The sequence below is a fragment of the Caulobacter sp. SSI4214 genome (assembly GCF_012184455.1).
Taxonomy (GTDB): domain Bacteria; phylum Pseudomonadota; class Alphaproteobacteria; order Caulobacterales; family Caulobacteraceae; genus Caulobacter; species Caulobacter vibrioides_E.
This window is the reverse complement of the sequence record NZ_SZWJ01000075.1, coordinates 1-20,735: the sequence shown is the minus strand read 5'-3', so window position 1 is coordinate 20,735 and position 20,735 is coordinate 1. Positions and strand designations below refer to the sequence as shown.

Annotated in this window: 18 protein-coding genes and 1 pseudogene; 12 read left to right on the top strand and 7 right to left on the bottom strand. The window is 68.1% G+C overall.

Going from position 1 to position 20,735, the window contains the following annotated elements:
• The 3 genes and pseudogenes from FCU40_RS17720 to FCU40_RS17710 form a co-directional block, all read left to right on the top strand.
• Positions 1-809: pseudogene (locus FCU40_RS17720) on the top strand (ribonucleotide reductase); the annotation flags it as partial.
• 72 nt (positions 810-881) lie between these two features.
• Positions 882-1,373 carry a pentapeptide repeat-containing protein gene (locus FCU40_RS17715; RefSeq protein ID WP_168076700.1) on the top strand — a complete coding sequence of 164 codons (492 nt, stop codon included), beginning with the start codon at positions 882-884 and terminating at the stop codon, positions 1,371-1,373.
• A 94-nt stretch (positions 1,374-1,467) separates the two neighbouring features.
• Complete coding sequence (locus FCU40_RS17710; RefSeq protein ID WP_004615237.1) at positions 1,468-2,349, top strand: pentapeptide repeat-containing protein; 882 nt, start codon at positions 1,468-1,470, stop codon at positions 2,347-2,349.
• An 82-nt stretch (positions 2,350-2,431) separates the two neighbouring features.
• On the opposite strand, the gene aspS is transcribed toward FCU40_RS17710, so the two are convergent.
• Positions 2,432-4,270, bottom strand: coding sequence for an aspartate--tRNA ligase (aspS, locus tag FCU40_RS17705; protein ID WP_168076697.1), 1,839 nt, complete (start codon positions 4,268-4,270; stop codon positions 2,432-2,434).
• A 120-nt stretch (positions 4,271-4,390) separates the two neighbouring features.
• Entirely contained in the window at positions 4,391-5,152 is a 762-nt protein-coding gene (gene tpiA / locus FCU40_RS17700; RefSeq protein WP_168076695.1) for a triose-phosphate isomerase, read from the bottom strand.
• 139 nt (positions 5,153-5,291) lie between these two features.
• On the opposite strand from tpiA, the gene FCU40_RS17695 reads away from it, so the two are divergent.
• Both FCU40_RS17695 and trpE read left to right on the top strand, forming a co-directional pair.
• Complete coding sequence (locus tag FCU40_RS17695; protein ID WP_168076693.1) at positions 5,292-7,253, top strand: peptidylprolyl isomerase; 1,962 nt, start codon at positions 5,292-5,294, stop codon at positions 7,251-7,253.
• Positions 7,253-8,803, top strand: coding sequence for an anthranilate synthase component I (gene trpE / locus FCU40_RS17690; RefSeq protein ID WP_004615233.1), 1,551 nt, complete (start codon positions 7,253-7,255; stop codon positions 8,801-8,803). Before FCU40_RS17695 ends, trpE begins: the two co-directional genes overlap by 1 nt.
• A gap of 40 nt (positions 8,804-8,843) precedes the next feature.
• On the opposite strand, the gene FCU40_RS17685 is transcribed toward trpE, so the two are convergent.
• The gene (locus tag FCU40_RS17685) at positions 8,844-9,053 is read right to left on the bottom strand and encodes a hypothetical protein (protein WP_004615232.1); all 210 of its coding nucleotides are present in this window, start codon (positions 9,051-9,053) and stop codon (positions 8,844-8,846) included.
• A gap of 215 nt (positions 9,054-9,268) precedes the next feature.
• Between FCU40_RS17685 and FCU40_RS17680 the strand changes: the two genes are divergently transcribed.
• From FCU40_RS17680 to lexA, 5 genes are all read left to right on the top strand, one after another.
• Positions 9,269-9,865 (top strand): aminodeoxychorismate/anthranilate synthase component II, encoded by a 597-nt coding sequence (locus FCU40_RS17680; RefSeq protein ID WP_004615231.1) that lies wholly within the window; start codon positions 9,269-9,271, stop codon positions 9,863-9,865.
• A 14-nt stretch (positions 9,866-9,879) separates the two neighbouring features.
• Positions 9,880-10,908: an anthranilate phosphoribosyltransferase gene (gene trpD / locus FCU40_RS17675; protein WP_168076691.1), complete on the top strand. Its 1,029-nt coding sequence runs from the start codon at positions 9,880-9,882 to the stop codon at positions 10,906-10,908.
• Positions 10,905-11,693, top strand: coding sequence for an indole-3-glycerol phosphate synthase TrpC (gene trpC, locus FCU40_RS17670; protein ID WP_168076689.1), 789 nt, complete (start codon positions 10,905-10,907; stop codon positions 11,691-11,693). Before trpD ends, trpC begins: the two co-directional genes overlap by 4 nt.
• A 38-nt stretch (positions 11,694-11,731) precedes the next feature.
• Positions 11,732-12,340, top strand: a complete 609-nt coding sequence (locus tag FCU40_RS17665) for a lysophospholipid acyltransferase family protein (protein ID WP_168076687.1) — start codon at positions 11,732-11,734, stop codon at positions 12,338-12,340.
• A 116-nt stretch (positions 12,341-12,456) separates the two neighbouring features.
• The gene (gene lexA, locus FCU40_RS17660; RefSeq protein WP_004615224.1) at positions 12,457-13,167 is read left to right on the top strand and encodes a transcriptional repressor LexA; all 711 of its coding nucleotides are present in this window, start codon (positions 12,457-12,459) and stop codon (positions 13,165-13,167) included.
• A gap of 55 nt (positions 13,168-13,222) precedes the next feature.
• Here lexA and FCU40_RS17655 read toward each other — a convergent pair whose 3' ends face one another.
• Positions 13,223-13,990, bottom strand: coding sequence for an isocitrate lyase/phosphoenolpyruvate mutase family protein (locus tag FCU40_RS17655; protein ID WP_168076685.1), 768 nt, complete (start codon positions 13,988-13,990; stop codon positions 13,223-13,225).
• Between the two features lie 46 nt (positions 13,991-14,036).
• Positions 14,037-16,073 (bottom strand): ComEC/Rec2 family competence protein, encoded by a 2,037-nt coding sequence (locus FCU40_RS17650; RefSeq protein WP_241693637.1) that lies wholly within the window; start codon positions 16,071-16,073, stop codon positions 14,037-14,039.
• 294 nt (positions 16,074-16,367) lie between these two features.
• Here FCU40_RS17650 and gltX point away from each other — a divergent pair, with 294 nt between their 5' ends.
• Positions 16,368-17,780 (top strand): glutamate--tRNA ligase, encoded by a 1,413-nt coding sequence (gene gltX / locus FCU40_RS17645; RefSeq protein ID WP_168076681.1) that lies wholly within the window; start codon positions 16,368-16,370, stop codon positions 17,778-17,780.
• A gap of 67 nt (positions 17,781-17,847) precedes the next feature.
• Positions 17,848-19,128 (top strand): citrate synthase, encoded by a 1,281-nt coding sequence (gene gltA, locus FCU40_RS17640; RefSeq protein ID WP_004615220.1) that lies wholly within the window; start codon positions 17,848-17,850, stop codon positions 19,126-19,128.
• A 54-nt stretch (positions 19,129-19,182) separates the two neighbouring features.
• Here the strand turns inward: gltA and FCU40_RS17635 are convergent, their stop codons facing one another.
• Together FCU40_RS17635 and FCU40_RS17630 are read right to left on the bottom strand one after the other, a co-directional pair.
• Positions 19,183-19,446 (bottom strand): EscU/YscU/HrcU family type III secretion system export apparatus switch protein, encoded by a 264-nt coding sequence (locus FCU40_RS17635; RefSeq protein WP_168076680.1) that lies wholly within the window; start codon positions 19,444-19,446, stop codon positions 19,183-19,185.
• A partial coding sequence (locus FCU40_RS17630; protein ID WP_206677351.1) for a flagellar hook-length control protein FliK occupies positions 19,443-20,735 on the bottom strand: 1,293 nt, incomplete at its 5' end. The genes FCU40_RS17635 and FCU40_RS17630, both read right to left, overlap by 4 nt.

Here is a 20,735-nt window from a genome sequence, read left to right as displayed (position 1 = left end):
TGCGCGCCGACGCTCCCTCCGACTTCAAGCTGGATCTGCCCGAGGAAGCCGCTGAACCCGCGCGCGCGGCGCCGGTCAGCGCCCCCCTGGTGACCGAGCGCGTCGTGGAGAAGATCGTCGAACGCGACCGCTCCCGCCGACGCCTTCCCGATCGCCGCAAGGGCTATATCCAGAAGGCCTCGGTCGGCGGACACAAGGTCTATCTGCACACCGGCGAGTACGAGGACGGCGAGCTGGGCGAGCTGTTCATCGACATGCACAAGGAAGGCGCGGCTTTCCGCAGCCTGATGAACAACTTCGCCATCGCCGTGTCGCTGGGCCTGCAGCACGGCGTGCCGCTGGACGAGTTCGTCGACGCCTTCGTCTTCACCAAGTTCGAGCCGGCCGGGCCGGTCACGGGCAACGACTCGATCAAGTCGGCGACTTCGATCCTCGACTACATCTTCCGCGAACTGGGCGTGTCGTATCTGGGGCGCGACGACCTGGCCAATGGCGACAGCGGCCAGTTCAACGCCGACGGCCTGGGCTGGGGTAAGCCACGCGCGGACGACGAGGCCGACGAAGCCGGCCCCGACCCCGTGCTGGCCAGCAAGTTCATTTCGAAGGGCTTCTCGCGTGGGGCGGCGCCCGACAACCTGGTCTTCGCCTCGTTCGGTCGCCGCCGGGTCGAGGGGGCGGACCGCCCGGGCGTCGAGGGCGAGATGTGCCCGGCCTGTGGCGACCTTTCGCTGGTTCGACGCGGCGGCATGACCGTCTGCGACACCTGCGGCGCTCAGTCGGACCGTCCCGGCCCCCTCGCCTCCTCGTGACCGCGTTCGGTTGGCGTTAAGCTTGCTAGGCCAGGGTGCGAACCGCTCTCTCGCCGCAGGACGTGCGCCAGAATGAAACCGATCGCTCTTATCGCCGCTCTATTGGCCTTGGGCTGCGCCAGCGCCGCCGCCGCCCAGAACGCCGGACAGATCGCCTCGGTGCGAAACGGCGCCAATTGCCCGCGCTGCAACCTGTTCCAGGCCGATCTCGCCAATCTGGAGCTGAAGAACAAGAACCTGGCCGGCGCCCGCCTTCGCCAGGCCGACTTCTCCGCCGCGATCATGAACCGCACCCGCTTCACCGGAGGCGATCTGCGAGACGTCAACGCCTACGGCGCCGTGCTGACCGGCGCCAGCTTCGCCCACGCCGACCTGACCAACGCCAGCTTTGTCGGGGCCTACCTGCAGGGGGCGAATTTCGCCGGCGCGCGCTTGGCGGGCGTCAACTTCTCGGGCGCTGAAATGGACCGCGCCATCGGTCTGACCCAGGGCCAGTTGAACCAGGCTTGCGGCGATGGCTCGACCGCCTTGCCGCGCGGGCTTTCGCTGCCCCGCTGCCGTTAAATCCCCGTCATTACCGCGATTTAAGTGGCGTCTGGACGGTCTCGCGTCCAAACCGTAACTCATACAGTCGCGTATTGACCGCACGGAGAAATCAATGGCCCGCTGGGGCGCTTCCATCGTCGCCTTGACCTTGAGCCTGATGGCCGTCTCCGGCCAAGCCCAGGCCTCGGTCGAGGACAGGGATGTCGCCAAGCTGACGTCTTTCGGCGGGATGTGCGCCAACTGCGATCTGGCCGGCCGCAAGCTGATGAACGCCAAGTTCGCCAATGCGAATTTCGTCAGGGCGATCCTGATCGGTGCCGACCTGCGCGGCGCGATGTTCTACGGCTCCAATTTCGCCAGCGCCGACCTTAGCCGCGCCGACCTGCGCGGCGCCGAGATGCGGGGCGCCAATTTCGTCGCCGCCAACTTCACCGACGCTCGGATGTCGGGCGTCGAGGGCAGCGGGGTGAGCCTTCAGTCCGCCGTGCTGATCCGCGTCGATCTCACCTCGTCCGAAATGCATGGCTCGCAATTCGTCGGCGCCAACCTGCAGAAGGCCCGCTTTTCGAACGCCGAGCTGACCGGGTCGAACCTGCAAGGCGCGAACGCCCGCGACGCCGATTTCTCGAATGCCGACATCAACCACGCCAATCTGACCGGCGGCCACTTCGAAAGCGCCAGCTTCCGCAACGCCGACATGACAGGCTCGATCCTGCGGGGTGGGATTTTCTCGGGAGCCGACTTCCGCAACGCGGACCTGACCATGGCGGTGTTGACCGGCGCGGACCTGTCCAGCGCGCGCGGTCTGGAACAGGAACAGCTGGACGACGCCTGCGGTGATGGCGCGCGTCTGCCCGCGGGCCTGACAGTGCGTCCCTGCAACGGCCTGAAGAGCAGCCATTTCCTGCTGCTGCGCGAGATGCCCAAGGCGCCGCCCGCTCCACCGGCCCCACCTGCCCCGCCCGCGCCGAAAGCGCCCAAGGCGAAGTGGTAAAGCCGCCGCCTTAGCCTGGCCCGAAATCAAAAAGCCCTCCGATCGTAAGACCGGAGGGCTTTTTCGTGGGCTTACCCTGATCCTAGACCTTGATCGGGGGCGCGGTGCGGATGTGCAGCTCCTTCAGCTGCTTGTCGAGCACATTGGCCGGGGCGTTCATCAGGAGGTCCTGGCCCTGCTGGTTCAGCGGGAAGGCGATAACCTCGCGGATGGCGACCTGGTCGGCCAGCAGCATGACGATGCGGTCGATGCCGGGCGCCAGACCGCCGTGCGGCGGCGCGCCGTAGCGGAAGGCGTTCAACATGCCGCCGAACTGCTCCTCGACCACCTCGGGGCCGTAGCCGGCGATCTCGAAGGCCTTGAGCATGATCTCGGGCTTGTGGTTCCGGATCGCGCCCGAGCACAGCTCATAGCCGTTGCAGACGATGTCGTACTGGTAGGCGCGGATGGTCAGCGGGTCCTGGTTCTCCAGGGCCTCCAGACCGCCTTGCGGCATCGAGAACGGGTTGTGCGAGAAGTCGACCTTCTTCTCGTCCTCGTTCCACTCGAACATCGGGAAGTCGACGATCCAGCAGAACTTGAACTGGTTCTCGTCGACCAGCTTCAGCTCCGTGCCGACGCGCGTGCGGGCCAGGCCCGCGAACTTGGCGAACACGGCCGGGTCGCCGGCCACGAAGAAGGCGGCGTCGCCGGCGCCCAGGCCGAGCGACTCCATCAAGGCTTGCGTCGGCTCGCCCAGGTTCTTGGCGATCGGACCGCCCCAGCCGCCCTGGTCTTCCGACCAGAAGACGTAGCCCAGGCCCGGCTGGCCCTCGCCCTGGGCCCAGCTGTTCATGCGGTCACAGAAGGCGCGCGAACCACCGGTCGGCGCGGGGATCGCCCAAACCTGGTTCTTGGCGTCGGCGCCCAGGATCTTGGCGAACAGACCAAAGCCGCCGTCACGGAAGTGCTCCGAGACGTTGGCCATCTTGATCGGGTTGCGCAGGTCCGGCTTGTCGCTGCCGTACCAGGCCATCGACTGGGCGTAGGTCAGGCGCTCGAAGCCCTTGTGCTCGAACGTCGCGCCGAAGTCGTTGGTGAAGGTGTGGGTCTCGCTGATCGGCGAGACGCGACGGCCGTTGCCGAACTCCTCGAACACGCCGTGCATCACCGGCTCGATGGCCGCGAACACGTCTTCCTGGGTGACGAAGCTCATCTCGACGTCGAGCTGGTAGAACTCCAGCGACCGGTCGGCGCGCAGGTCTTCGTCGCGGAAGCACGGGGCGATCTGGAAGTAGCGATCGAAGCCCGAGACCATCAGCAGCTGCTTGAACTGCTGGGGCGCCTGCGGCAGGGCGTAGAACTTCTCCGGGTGCATCCGCGAGGGTACCAGGAAGTCCCGCGCGCCTTCGGGCGAGCTGGCCGTCAGGATCGGCGTCTGGAACTCGTTGAAGCCCTGGGCGAACATGCGGTTGCGGATCGACTGGATCACGCGCGAGCGCAGGACGATGTTCTTGTGAAGGGTTTCGCGACGCAGGTCGAGATAGCGGTGCTTAAGGCGGATTTCTTCGGGATAGTCCGGCTCGCCAAAGACCGGCAGCGGCAGCTCGGCGGCTTCGCTCAGCACCTCGACGGCCGAGACGCGGATCTCGATCTCGCCGGTCGGGAGGTTGGGGTTCACCACGCTGGCGTCGCGGGCGATGACCTCGCCGTCGACGCGGATCACGCTCTCGGCGCGCAGGCGCTCGACGATCGCGAAGCCGGGGGTCTCGGGGTGCAGCACCAACTGGGTCAGACCGTGGTGGTCGCGCAGGTCGATGAAGACCAGGCCGCCATGGTCGCGCTTGCGATGGATCCAGCCCGACAGACGCACCGCGGCGCCGGTGTCGGAAGCGCGCAGGGCGCCGCAGGTATGGGTGCGATAGGCGTGCATGGAGGTCATGAAAGTCTTGAATACGCGCTGATTTGCAAGGCGCGGTAAGGCGCACGTGGGCGCCGCGATGTCAAGGATTCTGGGGACGGATCTTGCGCGCGCGAGACCCGTCCCGAAAGCGGCGTCGACCTAGGCGGCCGCGACGATGGCCAGGAAATCCTTGGCCTTCAACGAAGCGCCGCCAACCAGCGCGCCGCCGACCTCCGGCGCGGCCAGGATCTCGCCGGCGTTGTCGGGTTTCACCGAGCCGCCGTAGAGGATCGGCGTCGCCCCGCCCTGTTCGCCGAACAACGCCACCAGTTCGGCGCGGATGGCCGCGTGCATTTCGATAATGTCCTCGACGGACGCCACATGGCCCGTGCCGATGGCCCAAAGCGGTTCGTAGGCGACATTGAAGGCCTGTCCCTTCAGACCGGCCGGCAAGGATTCGCGAACCTGGCCCAACACGAACGCGACCGCCTCTCCCGCTTGACGTTGGCTCAGGCTTTCACCGACGCAGATGATGGGCTCGAGGCCAGCGGCGATCGCCGCTTGGGCCTTGCGCGCCACCTGCTCCGAGGTCTCGCCATGATCGGTCCGGCGTTCGGAGTGGCCGCAGATCACCAGGGTCCCGCCCGCATCGGCGATCATCTCGGCCGCGATATCGCCGGTGTGGGCCCCGTTGGCGTTCGCGTGGCAGTCCTGGCCGCCGACGAGGACGGACGAACCCTCCACGGCGTCGGCCAAGCGGTGCAGCAGGGTGGCGGGCGGAAAGATGGCGACGCGGGCGGCGACGGGCTGGCTGTCCAGCGCTGCGGCCACGGCGCGGGCCTCTTCGAGGGCGGCCGAAAGGCCGTTCATCTTCCAATTTCCGGCGATCAGCGTCCGGGGCGTCGTGCTCGAAAGGGTCATGAACGCCTTCTTGGGGACACGCTCCCCTGGGAAGTCAAGCCCGCGCCGCTTGCCCGTTGACGTGCGGCTCTACTATACCCGCTGCTCTCGACCATCGCGCCCGTTCGCGCGGCGGTCCGTCTGGAAGGTTTTCGCCCCTATGCTCGCCGGTTTCCGCACCTTCGCCAAAAGCCCGTTCGCGGTGCTGCTGTTTGGCCTGCTGATCGTCAGCTTCGCCATCTTCGGCATCAGCGACGTGTTCAAGGGTCCGCGCGGCTCCGGCGTGATCAGCGCGGGATCGCGCACGATGACGCCGCAGGATTTCAAGCTGCGCTTCGACAACTATCGCAAGGCGATGGAGCAGCGGAACGGAACGACGATCACGCCCGACCAGGCTGTCGAGCAAGGCGTCGACCGCCAGATCCTTCAAGAGCTGGCGCTGCAGGAATCGATCGCCGCCGCCATCCACGACATGGGCGTCGCGCCCTCGGACAAGCTGGTCGGCAACGTGGTGCGCGAGCAGATGAGCCAGCTGCCGCCGACCCAGCGTCCGTTCGACCCGATCACCGGCAAGTTCGACTCCAAGACCTACGCCGCCCTGCTGGCTCAGAACAATCTCACGCCCCAGGCCTACGAGGCTTCGCTGCGCGACGAGATCGCCCAGACGCACTTCTTCACGGCCGTGGCCGACGGCTTCAAGGCGCCGCGCATCTATGCCGCCCTGCAAGGCGCCTACGGTCTGGAAGCCCGTGACGTCGGCGCGTTCGCCATCAATCCGGCCTCGGTGCCGCGCCCCGCGCCGCCGACCGACGCCCAGCTGACGGCGTTCATGAACGAGAACCGCGAGCGCCTGACCCGCCCGGAGACCCGGGTCCTGTCGATCGTGCGCATCAGCGCCAAGGCGCTCGAGCCCAGCGTCACCCCGAACCCGGCCGATGTGCAGAAGGCTTTCGACTTCCGCAAGGACAGCCTGGCCAAGCCCGAGACCCGTTCGCTGGTCCAAATCCAGGCTCCGGACCTCAAGACCGCCGCCGCCATGGCCGACCGCCTGAAGAAGGGCGAGGATCCGGCCGCCGTGGCCAAGGCCTATGGCAAGACCGCGCTCGTCCTGGCCGACAAGCCCAAGACCGCCCTGCCCGATCGCAAGGTCGCCGAAGCGGCGTTCTCGCTGGCCGCCGGCCAGTCCAGCGGCGCGATTCAAGGCGATCTTGGCGTCTCGGTGATCAAGGTGACCAAGGTCACGCCGGGCGCCGCCGCCACGCTGGAAAGCGTCCGTCCGCAAATCGAGGCCGAGGTTCGCGCCCAGGCCGCCCAGAGCAAGGCCTACGATCAGACCCAGGCCTATCAGGACGCCCACGACGCCGGCGCCAATCTGGTCGCCGCCGCCAGCAAGGCCGGCGCCATGGTCGTCACGACCGCCCCGGTCACCGCTCAGGGCGCCGATCAGACCGGCCAGCCGGTCGCCGGCCTGACGCCGGAGATTCTGAAGACCGCCTTCGGCCTGGGCCAAGGCGCGGACAGCGACCTGATCGAGGCCCGCAAGGGCGAATACTACGCCGTCCGCGTCGAAAAGGTCATTCCCGCCGCCATGCCGCCGCTCGCCGAGATCAAGCCGCAATTGACCGCGGTCTGGATGGGCCAGGAGCTGGGCAAACGCCTGAAGGCCAAGGCCGACGAACTGGCGGCCCGGGTCAAGAAGGGCGAGACGCTGGACGCCGTGGCCGCCTCGGCCCAGTCGAAGGTGCAGCATGTCGACGGCCTGTCGCGCGAGAACGTCCAGCAGCACATGGGCCTCGGCCGCGAGTTCCTGGTCGCCGCCTTCAACGCCAAGCCGGGCGAGGTCTTCACCGCGCGCGCCGGCCAGCAGGGCGAGGCCTATGTCGTGGCCAAGCTGGACAAGGTGCGCGCCGCCCCGGCGGCCGACGTGGCCCGCGCCTCGGTCATGCTGCAGACCCAGGCCGCCAGCGGACTGGTGCGCGACCTGGGCGACGCGGCGCGCAACGCCGCCAAGGTCCAGTTGAAGACCAAGAGCAATCTGACGCTGGCGCGCCAGGCCATCGGCGTCGACACCGACGCCCTGGCCAAGGCGCAGGGCGGCAAGGCCGGAAAGAAAGCCGAGTAATGAGTTTGGAGCCCGCGTTCGACGCCTTCTCGGAAGCCTATGAGGCTGGACGGCCGCAGGTCGTCTGGACGCGCCTGATCGACGATCTCGAGACCCCGGTCTCGGCCTATCTGAAGATCGCCCAGGCGCGTCCCTATAGCTTTCTGTTCGAGAGCGTCGAAGGCGGCGCCTGGCGCGGCCGCTACTCCATCGTCACCCTGAACCCGGACCTCGTCTGGCGCTGCCGGGGCGAGAAGGCCGAGATCGCCGAGGGCGCCGACATCGCCGCCGGCCGCTACACGCCCCAGCCTGGCGACGCGCTCGATAGCTTGCGCGACCTGGTGGCCCGTTCGCGGATGGAAATTCCTAAGGGCCTGCCGCCGATGACGGCCGGGGTCTTTGGCGCGCTGGGCTATGACCTCGTGCGGCTGGTCGAGCGCTTGCCCGACGTCAATACCGACACCCTGGACCTGCCGGACGGGATCATGACCCGGCCGTCGATCGTGGCGATCTTCGACGCCATCGCCCAGGAGATCGTGCTGACCACGGCCGTGCGGCCGCGAGCCGGGGTCTCGGCCAAGGAGGCCCACGCCGCCGCCCAGGCGCGGATCGAGGCCGTGATGGCCGACCTGCGCAAGCCGCTGGCCCAGGAAGGTCCCCACACGCCGCGCGGCCCGATGGAGTTCACGACGCCGGTCAGCCGCGCCGACTACGCCGAGGTCGTGGCCAAGGCCAAGGACTACATCGCCGCCGGCGACATCTTCCAGGTCGTGGCCAGTCACCGGTTCCGCAGCCCGTTCGACCTGCCGCCGTTCGCGCTCTATCGCTCGCTGCGCCGCACCAACCCGTCGCCGTTCCTGTTCTTCCTGAACCTGGACGGCTTCAATCTGGTGGGCTCCAGCCCCGAGATCCTGGTCCGGCTGCGCGATGGCAAGATCACCATCCGGCCGATCGCCGGCACCCGGCCGCGCGGCGCGACGCCGGAAGAGGACGCGGCGCTCGAGGCCGAACTGCTGGCCGATCCCAAGGAGCGCGCCGAACACCTGATGCTGCTGGACCTGGGCCGCAACGACGTGGGCCGCGTGGCCATGCTTCGTCAGCAGGGCCGCAACGCGTCCGCCGAGCAGAAACTGGCCGAACGCCCCAAGGGGCCCAATGTCCGCGTGACCGAGAGCTTCAAGATCGAACGCTACAGCCACGTGATGCACATCGTCTCGAACGTCGAGGGCAACGCGCCCGAGGGTGTCGATCCGGTCGACGTGCTGATGGCGGCCCTCCCCGCCGGCACCCTGTCGGGCGCGCCCAAGGTGCGAGCCATGGAGATCATCGACGAGCTGGAAGTCGAGAAGCGCGGCATCGGCTATGCCGGGGCCGTGGGCTATTTCGGCGCCGACGGCTCGGTCGACACCTGCATCGTGCTGCGCACGGCGCTGGTGAAGGATGGCATGATGTACGTGCAGGCCGGCGGCGGCATTGTCGCCGACAGCGATCCCGACGCCGAGTACGACGAGACCCTGCACAAGTCCCGCGCCCTCAAGCGCGCCGCCGAGGAAGCCTGGCGATTCAGCTGAGCCTTAGGGCTGGCGGACGCGGCGGGCGGTCGTTTGGCGCTCATGGGACACCGAGGCGATCGTCCGGAAGGTGTTGCGTGACCGCCGGCGGCGCCAGCACCATCACCGTGGCGAAGCTGATGGCGCACAGCGCGGCGAAGGCCGCCGCCGTCAGCACCACGCCGAGCTTCACGCTCCGCGTCTTCGGACGCAACAGAGCGCGAACATAGGCGAGAGCGACGGGGTCCAGGGCGGAATCACGCGGGTCCATGCCGCCATGATGCGCAAGCTCGCGACCGCTGTAACCGGCCCTGAAAGCCGCGCGCGAAAATGCCGCTACACAAACCTTCATCGCGGGCTGGAGCATCGGGCGAAAAGTGGATGCCGGTTTTTCGCGAAAGCGATGCGAAAACAAAAAACAGAGCGAACCACGCGATTCCTATATCGCGCGGCTTGCTCTAGAACCGCACTCCGAAAGGCGGCGTCATGATCCTCGTCATCGATAACTACGACAGCTTCACCTACAATCTCGTCCACTATCTGAACGAGCTGGGCGCGGAGACCGAGGTCTACCGCAACGACGCCCTGACGGTGCAGGAGGCGCTCGGTCTGAAGCCTGCCGCCGTGCTGCTGTCTCCTGGCCCCAAGGCCCCGGACCAGGCCGGCATCTGCCTGCCTCTGCTGCGCGGCGCGCCCGAGGACCTGCCGATCTTGGGCGTCTGCCTGGGCCATCAGGCCATCGGTCAGGCCTATGGCGGCGAGGTGATCCGCGCCAAGCAGGTCATGCACGGCAAGGTCAGCAAGGTTCGCCACAACGACAAGGGCATCTTCAAGGGCCTGCCCAACCCGTTCACCGCCACGCGCTATCACAGCCTGGCCGTCCGCAAGGAAGACCTGCCGCCCGAGCTGGAAGTCACGGCCTGGACCGACGATGGCGAAATCATGGGCGTCCAGCACAGGACGCGCCCGGTGTTCGGCGTCCAATTCCATCCGGAATCGATCGCCACCGAGGGCGGTCATCAGATGCTGGCCAACTTCATCGACCTGGCGGGCGTGCCGCGCGACGCGGCGATCTGGGTCTAGGAGCGGGTCGCATCATGTCCGACGCTTTCAAGCCGCTGTTGGCCAAGCTGGCCGACGGCCAGACCCTGGGCGACGAAGACGCCGAGGTGTTCTTCGCCGCCTGCCTGCGGGGCGAGCCGACGCCCGCCCAGGTGGCCGCCGCCGTGACCGCCATGCGCCTGCGCGGCGAGACGGTGGGCGAGATCGCCGCCTGCGCCCGCGCCATGCGCCGCGCCGCCGTCCAGCTCGAGCATCCCTACGACGTCATCGACGTCTGCGGCACCGGCGGCGATGGCCTGCACACCCTGAACATCTCCACAGCCGTCGGCTTCGTGGTCGCCGGCGGCGGCCTCAAGGTCGCCAAGCACGGCAACCGAGCCATTACCTCCAAGTCCGGCACGGCCGACGTCCTGACCGCTCTCGGCGTCAATATCGACGCGACGCGCGAGCAACAGCGACGCGCCCTGGACGAGGTCGGCATCTGCTTCCTGTTCGCCCAGGCGCACCACGGCGCGATGAAGCACGTCTCGCCGATCCGCCAACAGCTGGGCTTCCGCACGATCTTCAACCTGCTGGGCCCACTGACCAATCCAGCGGGCGCCAAGCGCCAGGTGGTCGGCGTCTCGGCGCCGCGCTTCGTCGAGCCGATCGCCAAGGCCCTGGGGGCTCTGGGCGCGGAGCGCGCCTGGTCGGTGCATGGCTCCGGCATGGACGAGCTGACCACCACGGGCGAGACCGAGGTCGCCGAATGGCGCGACGGCCGCGTGCATCTGTTCAGAATCACGCCCGAAGCTGTCGGCCTGCCCCGGGCGGCGCTTTCGGATCTCACCGGGGGCGATCCGGCCTTCAACGCCGCCGCCCTGACTCGCCTGTTCGACGGCGAGAAGGGTCCCTATCGCGACATCGTCCTGCTGAACGCCGCCGCCGCGTTCCTGGTCGCCGACAAGGTCGAGACCTTGGCCGAAGGCATCGCATTGGCCGGCGATGTCATCGACAAAGGCCGCGCCCAGGCGGCGCTCGCCGGCCTCGTGGCCGCCACCAACTCCACGGAAGTCCCCGCGTGACCGACATCCTCGCCAAGATCGCCGCCTACAAGCGTGAGGACGTCGCCAGCCGCAAGGCCGCGCGCTCGCAGGCCGACGTCGACGCCGCCGCGAAAATCGCGTCGACGCCGCGCGGCTTCAAGGCGGCGCTGGAGGCTCGTCACGCGCCCGGCAAGCTGTCGCTGATCGCCGAGATCAAGAAGGCCTCACCGTCCAAGGGCCTGATCCGCGAGGATTTCGATCCGCCGGTCCTGGCCAAGGCCTATGAGGCCGGCGGCGCGTCCTGCCTGTCGATCCTGACCGATGGCCCCAGCTTCCAGGGTGCCGACGCCTATCTGGTGGCCGCGCGCGCGGCGACCGCCCTGCCCTGCATCCGCAAGGACTTCCTGGTCGATCCCTGGCAGGTCGCCGAGAGCCGCGCCCTGGGCGCCGACGCGATCTTGGTGATTCTGGCCATGATCGACGACGTCCTGGCCGCCGAGCTGATGTCCGAAGCCAGGCGCTTGGGCATGGACGCCCTGGTCGAGGTTCACGACGAGACCGAGATGGCGCGCGCCGTCGGGCTGGGCGCCGACCTCGTGGGCGTCAACAACCGCGACCTGAAAAGTTTCGTCGTCGATCTGGCGGTAACCGAGCGCCTATCCGTCCTCGCGCCCAAGGACGCCCTCTTAGTCACCGAAAGCGGCATCTTCACCCACGCCGACGTCACGCGCATGGAGGCGACGGGCGCCAAGGCCATGCTGGTCGGCGAAAGTCTGATGCGACATGCTGACGTGACGGCCGCCACGAAAACCCTGATAGGCTGAGTTTGAGCTCAACCTCGGCTCGGCCTGGAAAAGACCGCATGAACTGGCTAGCCCGCGTGGTGAAATGGGCGCTCTCGGCTCACTTCAAGCTTCGGGGCTGGCGTATCGAGGGCGAGCCGCCGACGACCCGCAAGTTCGTCATCGTCGCCGCCCCGCATACCAGCAACTGGGACTTCGTCTATTTCGTCGGCGCGGCCGACGCCTTGGGGCTCGATCTCAGTTTCATCGGCAAGGCCTCGCTGTTCAAACCGCCCTTCGACGCGATGATGCGCGACCTCGGCGGCATTCCGCTGGATCGCGAGCGCTCGAAGGACATGGTCAAGGCGATGATCGAGGAATTCGCCCGGCGCGACCAATTCATGCTGACGATCGCGCCGGAGGGCACGCGCGGCAAGGCGCGTCAGTGGAAGACCGGCTTCTACCACATCGCCGTCGGCGCGGGCGTGCCGATCGTGCTGGGAATGATGGACTATCGGCGGAAGCGGGTCGGTCTGGGTCCGGCGCTCTATCCGACAGGCGATTACGAGGCCGACATGCGCCGCATCGCCGGTTTCTATGAGACCTGCACGCCCAAGTTCCCCGAGTTGGCCACGCGGTTCGAAGAGCTGACCGATTCGGCGGCCGCGCCGCCGCCGAACGCCCCCTGAGCCTTGTTTTTCAGGCCTGAACACAGCGCGAACGGCGTCAACTTGACATTAAGGAAGAACGCCTAGAGAACATCTCCAAGGTTTGCGGTTTGTTCCGCGCTCCAGCCGAGGTCGCCATGCTCACCCGCAAGCAGCACGAACTGCTCATGTTCATCCACGAGCGGATCAAGGAGACCGGCGTGTCCCCTTCGTTCGACGAGATGAAGGAGGCGCTGGATCTGGCGTCCAAGTCCGGAATTCACCGCCTGATCACCGCCCTGGAGGAGCGTGGCTTCATCCGCCGCCTCGCCCACCGCGCTCGGGCCTTGGAGGTGGTGAAGTTGCCGCAGCAAGCCACGACGGCCGCCCCGCCGAAAGGCCGCGGCGCCTTCCGTCCGCAGGTGTTCGAGGGCGGCGGCGCGCCGCCCTCCGCGCCAGCCTCGGCCGCCTCGGGACCGACGAGCGACAGCCGCGATTTGCCGATCCTGGGTCGCATCGCCGCTGGCACGCCGATCGACGCCATCCAGCACGAGCGTGAGCGCCTGCCGGTGCCCGAGACCATGCTCGGCAATGGCGAGCACTACGTCCTTGAGGTCCAAGGGGACTCGATGATCGAGGCCGGCATCCTCGACGGCGACTATGTGATCATCAAGAAGGGCGATACGGCCACGTCCGGCGAGATCGTCGTGGCTCTGGTCGGCGAGGAAGCCACCCTCAAGCGCCTCCGCAAGAAGGGCGGCTCGATCGCCCTGGAGGCGGCCAACCCCAAATACGAAACGCGCATCTTCGGCCCCGACCAGGTCGAGGTGCAGGGCAAGCTGGTCGGCCTGATCCGCCGCTATCACTGATCCCGAGCGGTCGTCCCCGCGTGCGGGGATGACCGGACACCCTGAAGCTGTCGCCCTATCGCCGTGGCGGCAGCCGCCCGGTCTCGGCGAGGCTCCTGGCCGCGCTGTCGAAGCCAGCCCACGCCGCGGCCGCCAAGGCGCCGCCGGTGCTGGCGCGACGCACGCCCAGGGCGCCCAGGCTCTCAAGCGACATGTCCGGTCCCCAAAGCAAGACGTTGACGGGCTTGGGCGCGACAGCCTGGACAATGGCCCGGATCATATCGGCCTCCGCGACCGCCGGCGCATAGAGGCAGTCCGCGCCCGCCTTCGCATAGGCCCTGAGGCGCTCAAGGATCCGGTTCAGGTCTCGATCACCTCGCAGATAGCCTTCCGCCCGCCCCACGAGCATCACGTCCTGTCCGGAGGCGTCGATGGCCGACCGCGCGGCTCGCAAGCGTTCGACCGCCGTCGGCAGATCGTACAGCGCCTCGCCGGACCAATCCTCGATCGAGAGCCCCGCGACGCCGGTCTCGATCGCCAACGCGACGTTTCGCGCAACCCCTTCGGCGGTGTCGGAGAAGCCGTTCTCGAAGTCGGCATTGACCGGTAGACTCGTGGCCGCGCACAGGGTCCGAAGGTGCGCCAGCACCTCGTCGCGGCTCAGCCGGCCGTCGTCCTTGCCCAAGGCCCAGGCCGCGCCCGCGCTGGTCGAGGCCAGGGCCTTGAAGCCCATCTTCTCCAACCGAAGAGCGCTTCCGACGTCCCAGGGATTGGGCAGGGCGAAGCAGCCCTCGGCGTGGAGCGCCCGGAACGCGGCGCGGCGGGCGGTGAAATCGTTAGACATGATGTTCCTTGATACCCCTTCGGACGCGTTAGCCTCGCGCCCCGCCTTAACGGTCGCCCGTGACATCGGCTGTCAGCAGATGGCTCCAGGGGCGATCGCCCCGCAAGGGCTGGGCCCAGGCGATCCTCCAGCCATCCAGATGCCTGTAGAGCTCCGCCGCGCCGCCCTGGGCGAAGTCCTCGCCGGTCAGCAGCACGGTGTCATTGCACAGCGGCGGAATACGCTCGGGCCGCGGGCCACGCACCACGACGACCTCGGCTGCGGCGCACAAGCCCGACAGGGTCTCGGCGTCCGGCGTCTTGCGGCTCCAGGCCAACGCCAGCCGCACCGGCGCGCCCGTCGCGGGGACGCAGACCCGGCGATCGCACCCATAGAGGCTCCAGGTCGTCGGCTCCAAACCGCGGCGCCGCGCCCAAAGCTCGGCGCCGAACCGCTTGGCGTCGGTGCGCAGCAGCACCGCCGCGTCCCCGGTCCGAACGGCCGCCGTCGCGCCGTCGGCGGCGATCCAGGCGTCGGGCGGCTCGGGCCTTGGCCACAGGGCGATCGACAGCGCCATCGGCGCGCCGATCCAACGAAGCCGTCCGCGCCAGAGGCACAGCATCATCAGGCCCAGGAACGCGACCACCAGCACCTGGGGCGGCGCGCTGGCCACGATCCTCTGCGCGCCATGGACGCCCGCGAAGGCGTTGGCCACCGCCACCATCGCGTCGATGCCCCAGCCGGCCACGGCTAGGAACGGCCCGCCCAGGCCAAGGGGCTCAAGCGCCGTTCCGATAGCCAGGAACGGCATGATGACGAACGACGACAGGGGTTCGACCGCCAGATTGGCCGGCAATCCCCAGATGGCCACGCGGTTGAAGTGCTGCATGGCGAACGGGCCGGTGGCCAAGCCCGCCACGAAACTGGCGGCGACGCTGATCGCCAGCCAGGCGAGCCCAGCTTGCGGCCAACGGATCCACCAGGGCGTCGAGATTTCTTTCAGAGGGCGCGGCCAGGCCTCGGCCAGCGCCACCAGGGCGGCGGTGGCGGCGAACGACATCTGGAAGCCCGGCTCGCCGGCGGCTTCGGGTTTCCAGGCCAGGATCAGCAAAGCCGCCACCGCCAGTCCGTGCAGCGTGATCGCGCGGCGGTCGAACAGAATGGCGAGGAAGGCGACGCTGGCGGTAATCGCCGAGCGCTCGGCCGGCGGCGGGGCGCCGGAGATCACCAGATAGGCCAGAACTGACAGCAGGCCGGCGATGGCGGCGATCTTCTTGCCAGGCGCGCGCAGGGCCAGCCAAGGCCAGGCGGCGACCGCCAGGCGCGCCAGGCCGAAGACGAAGCCGCCGACGATGGCCATGTGCAGGCCGCTGATCGACAGGATGTGCGCCAGGCCCGAGGCGCGCATGGCGTCCGTCTGGGCCTGGGTAATCCAGGCTTCGTGACCGGTGACCATGGCCACGCCGATGCCGCCGCTGGAGGGCCCCATCCGCGCGAAAATTCGTTGGGCCAGACGCCAGCGGAAGGCGTTGACAGCCATGGCGATCCGCAGGCGCGCGGGCGGCGCGTCGAGACCCACGTCCCCGATATCGCCGGTCACGAAGCCGACCCCGCCGATCGAATCGAACCAAGCGTCACGCGCGAAATCATAGGAGCCCGGCGCGGCCGGCGGCGGCGGCTGGCCCAGCATGGCCCTCAGATGGACAGCGCTGCCCGGCGCCGGGATCGGGTTTTGGCCAATCGTCACGCGAATCCGACGCGGCGTCCGCTCCGGCGCAAGGCCGGAGATCGCGACTGGGGCGACCACCAGCCGCTGGCCGCCCGCGCCCGGACTGGCGACATCGACCACGAAGCCATCGACCCGGCGCACGATCCGCTCGCCGCTCATCAGCGGCGCGGCCACGCGGTCACTGCGTAATTTAGCGGCCAGGCCGCCGGCCATGAAGAACGCCGCCAAGCTGACAAGGACGATCAGGCGGCGTGGCGCGTTCCAACGACGCGCCAGAGCCCAGGCGGCTGCCAAGGTCGCGGCGGCCGCCGCCAGGGGCCAGAGCAAGGGCTCGGCCGGCGCCTCCAGATAGGCCGCCGCGCCGAGGCCGAACATGGCCGGCGCCCAGAGAAACGCGCGATCCAGGTTGGCCAGGCCTTCCGCCAGGATCAGACGCTTAAGAGCCGCCCAGCCGCCAAGGCGCGGCGACGGCGCCAGATCTCCAGCCAGCACATCAGAGCCTAACACGCGGAAACCTTTGTATTTTTGACGCCGCGGACAAGTTCGAGACTGGACACGAAACCGCTAGGCCCCGCCCGAAATGGCGTGCTAAGACGCGGTGCCGAAGCCGCGCCGCGGCCCGCGAAATCCGACGCCGTCACGGCGCCTAGCCTTGCAGCCTTGAAGTCCATGTCGAACCTCTCCCCCACCGGCGTCGTCACGCGTTTCGCGCCCTCGCCCACCGGCTTTCTGCACATCGGCGGCGCCCGCACCGCGCTGTTCAACTGGTTATATGCACGGCATACGGGAGGAAAGTTTCTTGTTCGCGTCGAGGACACCGACCGCGAGCGCTCGACCGAGGCCGCCGTGGCCGCCATCTTCGAGGGCCTGGATTGGTTGGGCCTGAAATCCGACGAAGAGGTCGTCTTCCAGCACACCCGCGCCCCGCGTCACGTCGAAGCGGTTCACCAGATGCTGACCGCCGGCCGCGCCTATCGCTGCTGGATGACGGTCGAGGAGTTGGAGGTCGCCCGCGAGAAGGCCCGCGCCGAGGGCAAGGCCATCCGCTCGCCCTGGCGCGACGCGCCGGAAGGCGATCTGTCGGCGCCGCACGTCATCCGCTTCAAGGGCCCGCTGGATGGCGAAACCCTGGTGGACGACCTGGTCAAGGGGCCCGTGACCTTCCGCAACATCGAGCTGGACGATCTGGTCCTGCTCCGCGCGGACGGCGCGCCGACCTATAACCTCGCGGTGGTGGTCGATGACCACGACATGGGCGTCACCCACGTCATCCGGGGCGACGACCACCTGAACAACGCCGCTCGCCAGACCCTGATCTACAAGGCGCTGGGCTGGGATGTGCCAGCCTTCGCCCATATCCCGCTGATCCACGGTCCGGACGGAGCCAAGCTCTCGAAGCGTCACGGCGCCCAGGCCGTCGGCGAGTTCGCCGATCTCGGCTACATCCCCGAAGGGATGCGCAACTATCTGGCGCGTCTGGGCTGGGGCCACGGCGACGACGAGGTGTTCAACGACGAGCAGGCGATCAGCTGGTTCGACGTGAAGGATGTGGTCAAGGCGCCCGCGCGCCTGGACTGGGCCAAGCTGAACCACATCAACGCCCAGCATCTGCGCAAGGCCGACGACGCTCGCTTGACGGATCTGGCCCTGAAGGCGGCCGAAAAGCGCGGAGAGCCCCTGCCCGCCGACGCCCGCGAACGCATCGCCCGCACGGTTCCCGAAGTGAAGGAAGGCGCCAAGACCATCCTGGAGCTGGTCGACCACTGCGCTTTCGCGCTGAAGACCCGTCCGTTGGCGCTGGAGGAAAAAACTCAAAAGCAGCTTACGGAAGAAGCCGTCGCGCGCCTGGGGCGTCTGCGCGACCAACTGGCCGCCGCGCCGTCATTTGACGCCGCCACCCTGGAAACCGTGTTGAAAACGTTCGCGGAATCCGAAGGTGTCGGCTTCGGCAAGTTCGGTCCGGCGCTGCGCGGAATCCTGACGGGCGGCGCTCCGGCGCCCGACCTGAACAAGACCATGGCCGCGCTCGCCCGTGAAGAGAGTTTGGGGCGCCTTGACGACGCCCTGGCGTCGCGCGCATGAGGCGCTATAACGCAGCCGCGAAAAGCGAAAGTTGGACTGCTCGTTCCACTTATGAAGGGGTCTAAGTATGACCGATAAAGCCACGCTGACGATCGGCGACAAGAGCTACGAACTGCCGATCCTCAAGGGCAGCACGGGTCCGGACGTCCTCGACATCCGCAAGGTCTACGCCGAGAGCGACCACTTCACGTTCGATCCGGGGTTCACCTCGACCGCGTCCTGCGAAAGCAAGATCACCTATATCGACGGCGACGCGGGCATTTTGCTGCACCGCGGTTATCCGATCGATCAGCTGGCCGAGCACTCCTCGTTCCTCGAGGTCTGCCACCTGCTGCTGAACGGCGAACTGCCGACGGCGGAGGAATTCGCCAAGTTCGAGCACAACATCACCTACCACACGATGTTGCACGCTCAGTTCGACGCGTTCTTCCAAGGCTTCCGCCGCGACGCCCACCCGATGGCCGTCATGACCGGCGCCGTCGGCGCCCTGTCGGCCTTCTACGCCGACAGCATCAATGTCGACGACGCCCGCGAGCGCGAAATCAGCGCTCACCGCCTGATCGCCAAGATGCCGACGATCGCCGCTCGCGCCTACAAGTACACGGTCGGCCAGCCGTTCGTGTCGCCGCGCAACGACCTGTCGTACTCGGAAAACTTCCTGCGCATGTGCTTCGCCGTGCCGGCCGAGGACTGGAAGCCGAACCCGGTGCTGACCCGCGCCATGGACCGGATCTTTATCCTGCACGCCGACCACGAGCAGAACGCCTCGACCTCAACCGTCCGTCTGGCCGGCTCGTCGGGCGCGCATCCGTTCGCCTGCATCGCCGCCGGCATCGCCTGCCTGTGGGGCCCGTCGCACGGCGGCGCCAACCAGGAAGCGCTGGAGATGCTGGAGACCATCGGTTCGGTCGACAACATCAAGGACTACGTCCAAGGCGTGAAGGACCGGAAGTACAAGCTGATGGGCTTCGGCCACCGCGTGTACAAGAACTTCGATCCGCGCGCGAAGGTCATGCAAAAGACCGCGCACGAAGTTCTGGCGGAACTGGGCCACAACAACGACCCGCTGCTGCAAGTCGCCCAGGAACTGGAAAAGGTCGCCCTCAGCGATCCTTACTTCATCGAGCGTAAGCTGTACCCGAACATCGACTTCTATTCGGGCATCACCCTGCGGGCGATGGGCTTCCCGACCAACATGTTCACCGTGCTGTTCGCCCTGGCCCGCACCGTCGGCTGGATCAGCCAGTGGAAGGAAATGTTCGAGGATCCCTCCCGCAAGATCGGTCGTCCGCGTCAGCTCTACACGGGCGCCACGCAACGCGACTACGTTCCGGTCGAAAAGCGCTAAGCGCTTCGGCTTCGGATCAAGGATCAGGCCCCGCTTCGGCGGGGCCTTTTTCGTTCAGCGCTTCAGCAGGAAGCCCAGCACCTCAGCGACCGCCCGGTACAGCGCCTCCGGGATCTCCTCGTCGAGGTCGAGGGTCGAGAGCGCCTGAGCCAGAACCGGATCCTCCTCTATCGGGATGCCGTGTTCTCGGGCCGCCTCAATGATCTTTTCCCCGACCCAGCCTTGGCCGGACGCCACGACTCTGGGCGCGCCTGGATCTTCGTGCAGTAGGGCCACGGCGATGCGCGGCCTGGACGTCGGTCCACTGACGCCGCTCATGAGGCCTGATCCACGAAGTGTCCCAACGGACTGTCGCCCGCGGCCGGCGGCGCGCCCGAATGGACGGCGACGTCGGGCGTCAACGCCGCCTCCCGCAAGCCCGCGGCCAGGCTTTCCTCGCCAGAGCGGAGTGAAGTGATGGTCTCGGCGCGCTCCGCCCACAGCGACACCCGCGCTCGCGATCCCGTGAGGATAATGAGCGCATGGACCGGCCCCAGCGGTTCGACGTCGATCGAGAACCGAGCCCTGTAGGTGCGTTCGACCGGACCGATCGCGCCCCCGCCGGAACCGCCGCCATCGCGGCTGATCTCGAACTGCGCGACCGCGACGCCCCGCGGCGTCAAGAACGGAGTCTCCCAGTTGAGCCTGGCGGCGGACTGGACGCGCGACTCTCCCGCCTCCGCGCCGGCATGGCCGCTCGGCAAGGACGCGATCTGCAGGAGATCCTGTCGCGCCAGCGCTCCGCCCGTCCGTTTCAGCAGGCGGCGGACGACCTCCAGGATCGGCATTTCGGCCGAAATGGATGGCGCGCCCGGCTTCTGCCCCGCCGTCGGGCCGCCGGCGTAAGGTGGCGGCGGCGTCTTGGCGCGTTCGGCCTCGAGCGAAGGCGCGGCGTAGCCGCGCACGACGGGGGGCGCGGGCTCGACCGAAGCCGGCGCCGCGTCGACTTGGGCCTCGTTGAGCAGGCTCAGTTGCACGAGCGCCGGCAAGGCCGGGCGCGCCGGCGAGGACGGAACCGGGAGGGATCGAGCCGAGGTCACGAAGCCGGCGAAACGCGGCTCCACGGCGACGTCCGGCGCCGACGATGGCGGAGCAGCCACCCTCGAAGCCGCCGCGCCTTGGGACGGGGCGGCATTCGCCGTCTGGACGAGTTCCGTCTCCGGCGCGGCGACCGGCGGAGGGTCATCCGTGGGCGGCGTCGGCGCGGTTGGCGGTGATGCTGGCCCACTCCGCCGCTCCAGGGATTCGGAAACGGCCGGCTTGGGCGGCGGCGCGTCTGGTTCAAGCGCGGTCGGAGCCTGGGGCTCGACCGGCGGCGCGGGGGTCGCGGGATCGGGCTCGGGCATGGCGCTGGCCAGCCAGGCCGATAGCGCGCCTCGAAACACGAGCAATGCGGCCTTCAGGTCAGGTTCGCCGATGATCGACCTGACGCCAGCCTGGGGTTCCGCCGCCAGCGTGGGACGCGCGAGGTGGGCCTCCAGGAGAACGCCTGATCGTTCGACGGCCCGGCGCAGCCCCTCGGCCGTGGTGAGCTCGGCGGGCGAAGACGCCTGCGCCATCAACGCCCT

Bases quoted from the DNA above. Each gene is read 5' to 3' on its own strand.
- FCU40_RS17685 (WP_004615232.1), bottom strand. From the start codon at position 9,053: ATGGACCCGCGTGATTCCGCCCTGGACCCCGTCGCTCTCGCCTATGTT.
- FCU40_RS17695 (WP_168076693.1), top strand. From the start codon at position 5,292: ATGCTCGCCGGTTTCCGCACCTTCGCCAAAAGCCCGTTCGCGGTGCTG.
- FCU40_RS17665 (WP_168076687.1), top strand. From the start codon at position 11,732: ATGAACTGGCTAGCCCGCGTGGTGAAATGGGCGCTCTCGGCTCACTTC.
- FCU40_RS17635 (WP_168076680.1), bottom strand. From the start codon at position 19,446: ATGAGCGGCGTCAGTGGACCGACGTCCAGGCCGCGCATCGCCGTGGCC.
- trpE (WP_004615233.1), top strand. From the start codon at position 7,253: ATGAGTTTGGAGCCCGCGTTCGACGCCTTCTCGGAAGCCTATGAGGCT.
- gltX (WP_168076681.1), top strand. From the start codon at position 16,368: ATGTCGAACCTCTCCCCCACCGGCGTCGTCACGCGTTTCGCGCCCTCG.
- FCU40_RS17715 (WP_168076700.1), top strand. From the start codon at position 882: ATGAAACCGATCGCTCTTATCGCCGCTCTATTGGCCTTGGGCTGCGCC.
- FCU40_RS17680 (WP_004615231.1), top strand. From the start codon at position 9,269: ATGATCCTCGTCATCGATAACTACGACAGCTTCACCTACAATCTCGTC.
- aspS (WP_168076697.1), bottom strand. From the start codon at position 4,270: ATGACCTCCATGCACGCCTATCGCACCCATACCTGCGGCGCCCTGCGC.
- gltA (WP_004615220.1), top strand. From the start codon at position 17,848: ATGACCGATAAAGCCACGCTGACGATCGGCGACAAGAGCTACGAACTG.
- lexA (WP_004615224.1), top strand. From the start codon at position 12,457: ATGCTCACCCGCAAGCAGCACGAACTGCTCATGTTCATCCACGAGCGG.
- tpiA (WP_168076695.1), bottom strand. From the start codon at position 5,152: ATGACCCTTTCGAGCACGACGCCCCGGACGCTGATCGCCGGAAATTGG.
- FCU40_RS17650 (WP_241693637.1), bottom strand. From the start codon at position 16,073: ATGTTCGGCCTCGGCGCGGCGGCCTATCTGGAGGCGCCGGCCGAGCCC.
- FCU40_RS17710 (WP_004615237.1), top strand. From the start codon at position 1,468: ATGGCCCGCTGGGGCGCTTCCATCGTCGCCTTGACCTTGAGCCTGATG.
- FCU40_RS17655 (WP_168076685.1), bottom strand. From the start codon at position 13,990: ATGTCTAACGATTTCACCGCCCGCCGCGCCGCGTTCCGGGCGCTCCAC.
- trpD (WP_168076691.1), top strand. From the start codon at position 9,880: ATGTCCGACGCTTTCAAGCCGCTGTTGGCCAAGCTGGCCGACGGCCAG.